Genomic DNA, 208 nt, shown 5'->3' on the forward strand with positions numbered 1-208 from the left:
TCAACCCGACCCAAGCAGAAGAGACCTACTCGATGGTGACGGCGAACCGATTCTGGTCACAGATTTTCGGGATTGCCTTTTCCAACAAGCGCTGGCTTCACTTCTTCATGCTGTTTGTGCCGGTGACGGGTCTGTGGATGAGCTCGGTTGGCATCATCGGTCTAGGCTTGAACCTACGGGCCTATGACTTCACGTCGCAGGAGATTCG

At 54.3% G+C, this 208-nt stretch carries 1 pseudogene; it reads left to right on the forward strand.

Annotation, left to right across the window (positions count from 1 at the left end):
• Positions 1-208 (forward strand): annotated as a pseudogene (locus JUJ53_RS00025) (photosystem II D2 protein (photosystem q(a) protein)); the annotation flags it as partial.

The organism is Leptolyngbya sp. CCY15150 (assembly GCF_016888135.1).
Taxonomy (GTDB): Bacteria; Cyanobacteriota; Cyanobacteriia; order RECH01; family RECH01; genus RECH01.